Genomic DNA, 8,189 nt, shown 5'->3' with positions numbered 1-8,189 from the left:
GGGCTGGCGGGTCAGCAGTTCGATGCAGACCGACTTCGTGCTCGACGCGCTGGAGCAGGCCCTGTACGCGCGTCGGGGCGAGCGTGAAGGGGCGCTGGTGCATCACAGCGACAGGGGCTCGCAGTACGTGTCGATCCGCTACAGCGAGCGGCTGGCCGAAGCCGGTATCGACCCCTCGGTGGGCAGCACCGGCGACAGCTACGACAACGCGCTGGCCGAGACCATCAACGGCCTGTACAAGGCGGAGATGATCCACCGGCGCGCCCCCTGGAAGACGCGCGAGGCGGTCGAACTCGCCACCCTCGAGTGGGTCTCATGGTTCAACCACCACCGCTTGCTTGAGCCCATCGGCTACATCCCACCAGCCGAAGCAGAAGCCAACTACTGGCGCCTGCAAGCCCAGGCTGTGACCACAACCAAGCCTGCTCATCCGGCGGCACTGCAGGAGGGTTGAACCATGAGTACATGGCCCAACCGGGGGCGCCTCCGGCGGCCCCTGCGGGGGCTGAAATAATGAAAGCCAGAACAGCCAAAAGAGAAGTCAGGCCATCCCGGTCTGACTCAAGCCAATAGGCCTCCTCGAAAGCCGGTGTGGTTCAGACAGCGCCGCAGACAGAAGAGTTGTTCCGCCCCCGGCTCGATGAGCAGATCAACATGCGCCACCCGCTGGTGCGCCTGGCTGGCCTGATCGATTGGGGCGAGATCGAGCGCACCTTCAGTGCCCACTTCCGCTCCGCGCGCGGGTGCCCTGCATTGCCACCTCGCCTGGTCGCAGGCCTGCTGTACCTGCAGCACACCTTCGCCGCCTCCGACGAAGCGGTGGTCAACACCTGGGTGGAGAACCCGTATTGGCAGTACCAAGGCGCCATCTACTGCGCCCTCATCGGCGGCGCCTTGGCCTTACGAATTCCACGCCCCTGAAGACCTCGATCTCTATGGCGAAAGCGTGGGAGGTGCCGCTTCACCCTGACGAGTAGAAGTCGCGAACGACGGCGATGGGTCCGGACGCAGACCTACCAGGCAGCGAAGCGATCAAAGTCGTCGCGTACGATTCGTACATGTCCGCGCATGGCATCGAACACGCGGCAAGGAGTTCGGATTCGCAGCCTTACTTGCCGGAGCTGGCAAGCGCCTCGACCAGCGCTCGGGCCGCCGCCGATTGATGCCGGTGAGGGGCATACACCAACGAAAACGGCCTTGTTCGACCGCCTAGTTGCGGCAGGAGTTCGACTAGGGCGTGTTAACACAAACGTAGTCCGTCGGCGATCAGCGCAAAGCTGATGAAGCCGATGAACATCACGTCGAGTTTCTCGAAGGGAGAGAAGATCCGGCGATAGCCCTTGAGGCGTCGAAAGAGGCGTTCGATCTCATTGCGACGCCTGTACATCTCGCGGTCGTACTCCCATGGCGTTATCCGAGATTGCTTGGGCGGAACGACGGGAATGAAGCCCAGGTCGAGTGCCAACTGCCGTGTCTCATTGCCCTCGTAGGCGCGATCCATGAGCAAGTGCAGTGGCCTGTTGGGTGCGCCCAGGGCGCTTAGCAACGCACGTCCCTCCGGCGCGTCATGCGCCTGGCCCGGAGACAAGGAAAACGTTACGGCCGTTCGAGCATCCGCGGCAACCATATGAATCTTGGTGGTCCAGCCGCCTCTGGATTGACCGATGGATTGAGGGCCGTTTTTTTTAACGCGCCGGTGCCATCGGGATGAACCTTCACGATGGTGCTGTCCAACGACACCGCCTCGATCTTGATGCGCACAACCTGAGCCTGCTGAAGCTCGGCAAACACTCGGTCCAAGACACCGCTCTTGGACCAGCGGTTCATGCGCGTATAGATGGTGTGCCAGTTGCCAAAGCGCTTGGGAAGGCCGCGCCATTTGCATCCGTGTTCGGCAACATAAAGAATCGCGTTCAACACACTCAAATTCGACAGACTTACGTTGCCTCGCTGCAGGGGAAGGCAGTGCTCGATCTGGGCGAACTGGGCTTGAGTGATCTCCATGCATGAAGTGTCTCTCGTTGTGCATGATCAACTCAATTAGTGTTAACACGCCATAGTTGCTAGTCGCGAGTTGTGGTGTCCGGCTTTCCTCGGAATCCAGACGGGTCCTGGACATCGCAATTCGCGGTCGAGACACGAATGCGCAGAATACACACTCATGGAAACCAACAGCGCTTGCTTCCTTCCGGGAGTGGCGAGTCACGCGGTCGTGCTGCCACGAGCATTGGCGGGATCCAAACCAGCCCAGCTTGCCGACAGCAAGCTTCGGCCAGTGGCGCGGTGCATGTGTGGGACAGCCAACAGGTAAGAACACGAGCCGGTACGCGCGGCGACGGTCGCACGACGTATCGACTCTGGTCGAGCCGGTCGGCTTTTGCAGCGAGAAGACAGCAACGCGACGCGCAAGGGACGGCCTGGCGTCTATCGCATGTAGGAAACGTCGGGTGTTGCGAAGGTATTGCGGACCAGCTCAGCACGCTGCGTGACCTTGACGCAGGACTCCTCAAGGTGTCGTTGCAGCAGTGACTGTGCACGGTCGGCATCATGTTGTGCAGCCGCCTGGAAGACCTCGAGGTGTTCCGCCATGAACGGATCGTTCCGCGGCATTGGAGCCGCGCCGCCGAGTACGTGCTTGCTCAAGGTGAGCAGGCAACGGGTGCGTTGCAGGCTTTCCAGCAGTGGCCTGTTGCCGCAATGCGAAAGGTAGGCCACGTGCAGGTCGTGCTCCAGGTCGTCCATTTCGCCGCGCGTGACATCCGGGTAGGACTTCATGGCCTTGCGCAGTCGCTTCATCATCGCTGCGATTTCGTCCTTGGGCGCCACGTCGATGGCTGCGCGCAGTGCAGCGGGCTCCAGCAGCCAGCGCAACTCGTAGAGATTGCTGATGCGCTTGCCGTCGAGCGGCGTCACATGCCAGCGCAAGCGCTCGTCCTTCTCGACGAGGCCGAGTGCTTCCAGCCGCAGCAACACGTCGCGCGCGACCGTCCGTCCGACGTTGAAATGCCGCGCTAACTCGACTTCGTTGATGCGGTACTGGTCGAACACGGACAGGTGCACGACGTCCCGCTCGACCTCCTGATAGATGGCTTCCCACCCGGGCGCATTGCGTACGGGCGTGGCGCTCTCGTCCTGTCCCAGCATGGCTGGCGTGAGCGTGACGCGTGAAGGCTGCGCGCCGGCCGGGCCGGCAAGGACGCCGCGGCCATCGAAGCGGCTCACCAGGGCTTCCTCTTCAAGCTCGTGCAGGGCCTGCCGGACCGGCGTACGCGTGACGCCCAGGATCTCGGCGACATGCCCTTCCAGCAGGACCGCGCCGTGAGGGATGAAACCGCCCGTGATGGCATCACGCAGGACCTGCTTGACGCGCGAATAGACAGGCGAGCGCGGGCTGCGCTCGCCCACTGCCTGTTCACCAGGCGCCCCGTCGGATAGTTCCTGGGTCGCCTTTTTCGCGTCTTTGTCCATGGCACAGATGGTACGGCGGGCGGAAGAGTCCACGGCTCCCGCTAGGGGAAAACCATAGTGCTTTGTGCGGGCATAAGTCATTTACAGTTGACTCATGCCAGCACAAGTCATTTATTCCACATGAACTACGACTTCGATTTCAGTTTCCTGTCCACGCATTGGCGCGAGCTGATCGACGGCATGCTACTCACGCTGCGCTTGTCGGTGGCGACGATCGTGTTCGGCTTTGTTCTGGGTGTGGCGCTGGCAGTCGTTCGCACGCAGGGCTCGCCGCTGGGACGGAAGCTGGTGTCTGGCTACGTGGACCTGATCCGCAACACGCCGCTGGTGATCCAGGCGTTCTGGCTGTTCTTCGGTCTTGCGGCGCTGCAGATCCGCGTTCCGGCGATGGCCGCGGCCATCATCGCGCTGACGATCAACGTATCGGCGTACACCACGGAGATCGTCCGTGCCGGCATCGAGTCGATCCCGCGTGGGCAGTTGGAGGCCGCGTCGTGCCTGGGCATGTCGCGCTGGAAGGTGTTGCGCCTCGTCATCCTGCCGCAGGCGGTGGAGCGCATGTACCCGGCGCTCATCAGCCAGTTCGTCTTGATGATGCTGGCGACTTCGATCATGTCGCAGATCTCCACCGAGGAGCTCACGGCTACCGGCTATGCGATCCAGTCGCAGACCTTCCGCGGCTTCGAGATCTACCTGGTGATCGCCGTCCTCTACCTCGTGCTGTCCTGGCTGCTCAGGATTTCGATGGCGGGCTTCGCAGCGGTCGTGTTCACCCGCCGCCGTCGCCTGAAGACGCCGCTCTGACCCGCACAAAGACAACACACGGAGACAAGCATGGACGGCATTTCGATCAGCCAGGTGGGTTTCATCTTCAAGGGCGCGGGCTGGACGCTCGTTCTCTCGGCGATGGGTTTCCTGGGCGGCGCACTGGTGGGCCTGCCGCTGGCGATGGCGCGCAGCCGCGGGGGTGCCGTGCTGCGCACCGTGACGGGCGCCTATGTCCAACTGGTGCAGGGCATCCCGCTGCCGGTCATCATGTTCCTGTGCTATTTCGGCATCAGCATCGCGGGCTTCGACGTGCCTTCGCTGGTGGCCGCGGGCATCGCGATGACCGCCTACTCCAGCGCCTACCTCGGGGAGATCTGGAAGGGCTGCATCCAGGCCGTGTCCCGCACCCAGTGGGAAGCGGCGGAATGCCTGGCCTTGCGCCCCGCACAGCGCCTGGCCTACGTGATCCTGCCCCAGGCAGCGCGCATCGCGATTGCGCCGACGGTGGGCTTCCTGGTGCAGATCGTCAAGAACTCCTCCTATGCGGTGGTGATCGGGTTCTTCGACCTGACCTACTCGTCGCGCGTCGTCAACAACTCGACCTTCAAGCCTTTCCTCGTCTTCACGCTCGCGGCCCTGATCTATTTCGCGATCTGCTACCCCTTGTCCTCGCTTTCCTACCGCCTGGAAAAGCGGATGGCCCAGCGCTGACCCCGCGTCGCACAACAACAACCCACGGAATCAAAGTCATGGATGAAATCGTTCGCTTCGACAAGGTCTGCAAGTCGTACGGAGACGTGCAGATCCTCAAGGGTGTCAGCTTCACGGTGGGGCGCGGGCAGGTGGTCGCCCTGATCGGCCGCAGCGGCTCGGGCAAGACCACGGCGCTGCGCTGCATCAATGGCCTGGAGACGATCCAGGGCGGCGAGCTGCACGTGTGCGGCCGGGCCATGCATGCCGGGTCGGTGGACCTGATGGACCTTCGCAAGGAGGTGGGCATCGTGTTCCAGAGCTACAACCTGTTCCCGCATCTCACTGTCCTGCAGAACATCACGCTGGCCCCGCGCAAGGTCAAGGGTGTGCCGCGCAAGGAGGCGGAGGAACTAGCAATGGAGGTCCTGCAAAAGGTGGGTCTTCATGAGCGCGCCGCCTACTACCCGGAGCAACTCTCGGGTGGCCAGCAGCAACGCGCAGCCATTGCCCGCTCGCTGGCCATGCAACCCAAGCTGATGCTGTTCGACGAGGTGACCTCTGCGCTCGACCCCGAACTGACGGGCGAGGTGCTGAAGGTCATCGAAGGCTTGGCCAATGACGGCATGACCATGGTGCTCGTCACGCACGAGATGGCTTTCGCACGGTCCGTGGCCGACCAGATCATGTTCATGCATCAGGGCATCGTCTGGGAGTGCGGCAGCGGCGACCTGCTGGGCCAGCCCGCGACGCCTGAACTGCAGCAGTTTGTCGGCAGCGGGCTCTGAACCGGCCAGCCTCATTTTCCCCTTCACGTTCGTACCAGATCGAATTCACACACCACGAGACCTCACATGAACTTCACTCGCCGTCATCTCACATTCGCAGCATCGCTCCTGCTGCTGGGCGCCGCTGCGACGGCCTCGGCCGACACGCTCGACACCATCAAGCAACGCAAGAAGGTGCTGATCGCGGTGGACATCGGCGCACCGCCGTACGGCTTCCTCGACAGCGATGCGAAGCAGGCCGGCTCCGACGTCGAAGCCGCGCGCATGCTGGCAAAGGACCTGGGCGTCGAACTGGAGATCGTCCCGGTCTCCGGCCCCAACCGCGTGCCGTTCCTGTTGTCGAAGAAGGCCGACCTGGTGATGGCCTCCTTCTCGATCACGGACGAACGGAAAAAGGTCATCGACTTCTCCGAGCCCTACGGCGTGGTGCCGATCGTCGTCGCCGGACCGAAGGCTGCGACGCTCAAAGGCTTTGCCGACCTGTCTGGCAAGAACGTGGCCGTGACGCGTGGCACGACCAGCGACCAGGAACTGTCGCGCGGCATCAAGGAAGTGTCCGGCGTCACGGTCGTGCGCTACGAGGACGACGCCACGACCAACACCGCCGTGGCCACGGGCCAGCAGGACTACATGGCGGCCGCTCCCAGCGTGGTCCCTGCGGTCAAGAAGGCCAACCCGGCACGCGACATCGACATCAAGTTCGTCATGAAGTCCTTCCCGTATGGCGTCGGGCTGCGCAAGGACGACGCGGCACTCAAGTCGTGGGTCGATGGCTGGGTCAAGACCAATCTCAAGAACGGCAGGTTCAATGAAATCTACAAGCGTCACTTCGGCATGTCCTTGCCAGAAGAGATGCTGAAGTAACCCACTCGACATCGGAACCCCAGACCATGTATTCACCCACCGAAGAGCAGGCGTTGAAACAGCCCGCCGAGCCGCCGGCACGCCCTCACGTGCGGGTGATCCGGCTGCACCCGGATGACGATGTCGTCATCTCGCTCGACCAGTTGATGTCGGGCACGCACATCGCGAGCGAGGGCGTCGACGTCGCGGGCCTGGTGCCGCCCGGGCACAAGATGGCCACGCGGGCAATCGAGCCCGGCCAGGCCGTGCGCCGCTACGGGCAGATCATCGGCTTTGCCAGCCAGCCGATCCGCGCGGGGCAGCATGTGCACACGCACAACCTGGCCATGGGCGACTTCACGCGGGACTATGCGTATGGCGCCGACTCGAAGTCGTCACCGAAGGCCGCCGAACCGGCCACGTTCCAGGGCATCGTCCGCGAGGACGGGCGTGTCGCCACGCGCAACTACATCGGCATCCTGACCTCGGTGAACTGCTCGGCCACCGTGGCGCGCGCCATCGCCGATCATTTCCGCCGCGACATCCATCCGGAGATGCTCGCGGACTATCCCAACGTCGACGGCGTGGTCGCACTGACACACGGGGCCGGCTGCGCGGTCGACCCCGATGGCGAAGGCCTGGCCATTCTGCAGCGCACGCTGGGCGGCTATGCGTGCCATCCCAACTTTGCGAGCGTGCTCGTGATCGGACTGGGTTGCGAGACCAACCAGATACCCAAGCTGCTCGCCACGCAAGGGCTGAGCGACAGCGCGCGGCTGCGCAGCTTCACCATCCAGGACACTGGCGGCACGACGCGCACCATCGCGCATGGCATCGAACAGATCAAGGCGATGCTGCCCGAGGCCAACAAGGTCCAGCGCGAGACCGTTCCCGCGAGCCATCTGGTCATCGGCCTGCAGTGCGGCGGATCGGATGGCTATTCGGGCATCTCGGCGAATCCGGTGCTTGGCGCCGCTGTCGATTTGCTGGTGGCGCATGGCGGCACCGCCATCCTCAGCGAGACACCGGAGATCTACGGTGCCGAGCACCTGCTGACGCGCCGCGCGCAGACCCCCGAGATCGGCCACAAGCTGATCGCGCGGATCCGCTGGTGGGAGGAATATTGCGGCCGCAACGGCGCCGCGATGGACAACAACCCCTCCGCTGGCAACAAGGCCGGAGGCCTGACCACGGTGCTCGAGAAATCGCTCGGTGGCATCGCCAAGGCCGGCTCGACCAATCTGGTGGATGTCTACGAGTACGCGCAGCCCGTGAAGGCGCACGGCCTCGTGTTCATGGACACGCCGGGCTACGACCCGATCTCGGCAACGGGCCAGGTCGCGGGCGGCGCCAACCTGATCTGCTTTACGACCGGCCGGGGTTCGGCCTACGGATGCGCGCCTTCTCCCTCGTTCAAGCTGGCGACCAACACCGCGTTGTGGGAGCGGCAATCCGACGACATGGACCTCAACTGCGGCGAGGTGCTCGACGGCACGCGCAGCATCCAGGAACTCGGCGCCAGGCTGTTCCGCATGCTGCTGGACACCGCGTCCGGCCAGCCCTCGCGCAGCGAACTGCACGGCTATGGCCAGCAGGAATTCGTCCCCTGGCAGATCAGCGTGATCACCTGAA

8 protein-coding genes and 1 pseudogene are annotated in these 8,189 nt (G+C 63.6%); 7 read left to right on the top strand and 2 right to left on the bottom strand.

Annotated features, from left to right (window positions below):
• Positions 1 to 454 (top strand): DDE-type integrase/transposase/recombinase (locus tag WKW79_RS34070; RefSeq protein ID WP_340339665.1); only part of this gene is annotated, 454 nt, incomplete at its 5' end.
• A gap of 137 nt (positions 455 to 591) precedes the next feature.
• Positions 592 to 858, top strand: a pseudogene (locus WKW79_RS34065) (transposase); the annotation flags it as partial.
• A 382-nt stretch (positions 859 to 1,240) separates the two neighbouring features.
• Here the strand turns inward: WKW79_RS34065 and WKW79_RS34060 are convergent.
• Both WKW79_RS34060 and WKW79_RS34055 read right to left on the bottom strand, forming a co-directional pair.
• Positions 1,241 to 2,004 (bottom strand): IS5 family transposase gene (locus WKW79_RS34060; protein ID WP_340339664.1). Its coding sequence is split into 2 segments (ribosomal slippage): positions 1,241 to 1,689 and positions 1,689 to 2,004, totalling 765 coding nucleotides; the frame shifts between segments, so codons are not numbered across the junction.
• Between the two features lie 420 nt (positions 2,005 to 2,424).
• Entirely contained in the window at positions 2,425 to 3,501 is a 1,077-nt protein-coding gene (locus WKW79_RS34055) for a GntR family transcriptional regulator (RefSeq protein WP_340339663.1), read from the bottom strand.
• 87 nt (positions 3,502 to 3,588) lie between these two features.
• On the opposite strand from WKW79_RS34055, the gene WKW79_RS34050 reads away from it, so the two are divergent.
• The 5 genes from WKW79_RS34050 to WKW79_RS34030 all read left to right on the top strand — a co-directional run bounded on the left by WKW79_RS34050 (position 3,589) and on the right by WKW79_RS34030 (position 8,188).
• On the top strand, positions 3,589 to 4,272 hold the full coding sequence (locus WKW79_RS34050; RefSeq protein ID WP_340339662.1) for an amino acid ABC transporter permease: 684 nt from the start codon (positions 3,589 to 3,591) through the stop codon (positions 4,270 to 4,272).
• A 30-nt stretch (positions 4,273 to 4,302) separates the two neighbouring features.
• The gene (locus WKW79_RS34045) at positions 4,303 to 4,947 is read left to right on the top strand and encodes an amino acid ABC transporter permease (RefSeq protein ID WP_340339661.1); all 645 of its coding nucleotides are present in this window, start codon (positions 4,303 to 4,305) and stop codon (positions 4,945 to 4,947) included.
• 38 nt (positions 4,948 to 4,985) lie between these two features.
• Positions 4,986 to 5,714 (top strand): amino acid ABC transporter ATP-binding protein, encoded by a 729-nt coding sequence (locus WKW79_RS34040; protein WP_340339660.1) that lies wholly within the window; start codon positions 4,986 to 4,988, stop codon positions 5,712 to 5,714.
• Between the two features lie 66 nt (positions 5,715 to 5,780).
• Positions 5,781 to 6,578 (top strand): transporter substrate-binding domain-containing protein, encoded by a 798-nt coding sequence (locus tag WKW79_RS34035; RefSeq protein WP_340339659.1) that lies wholly within the window; start codon positions 5,781 to 5,783, stop codon positions 6,576 to 6,578.
• A gap of 26 nt (positions 6,579 to 6,604) precedes the next feature.
• On the top strand, positions 6,605 to 8,188 hold the full coding sequence (locus tag WKW79_RS34030; protein WP_340339658.1) for a UxaA family hydrolase: 1,584 nt from the start codon (positions 6,605 to 6,607) through the stop codon (positions 8,186 to 8,188).
• Position 8,189: the final 1 nt, after the last annotated feature.

Source organism: Variovorax robiniae (assembly GCF_037889955.1).
Lineage (GTDB): Bacteria > Pseudomonadota > Gammaproteobacteria > Burkholderiales > Burkholderiaceae_C > Variovorax > Variovorax robiniae.
This window is presented reverse-complemented; position numbering and strand designations above follow the sequence as displayed.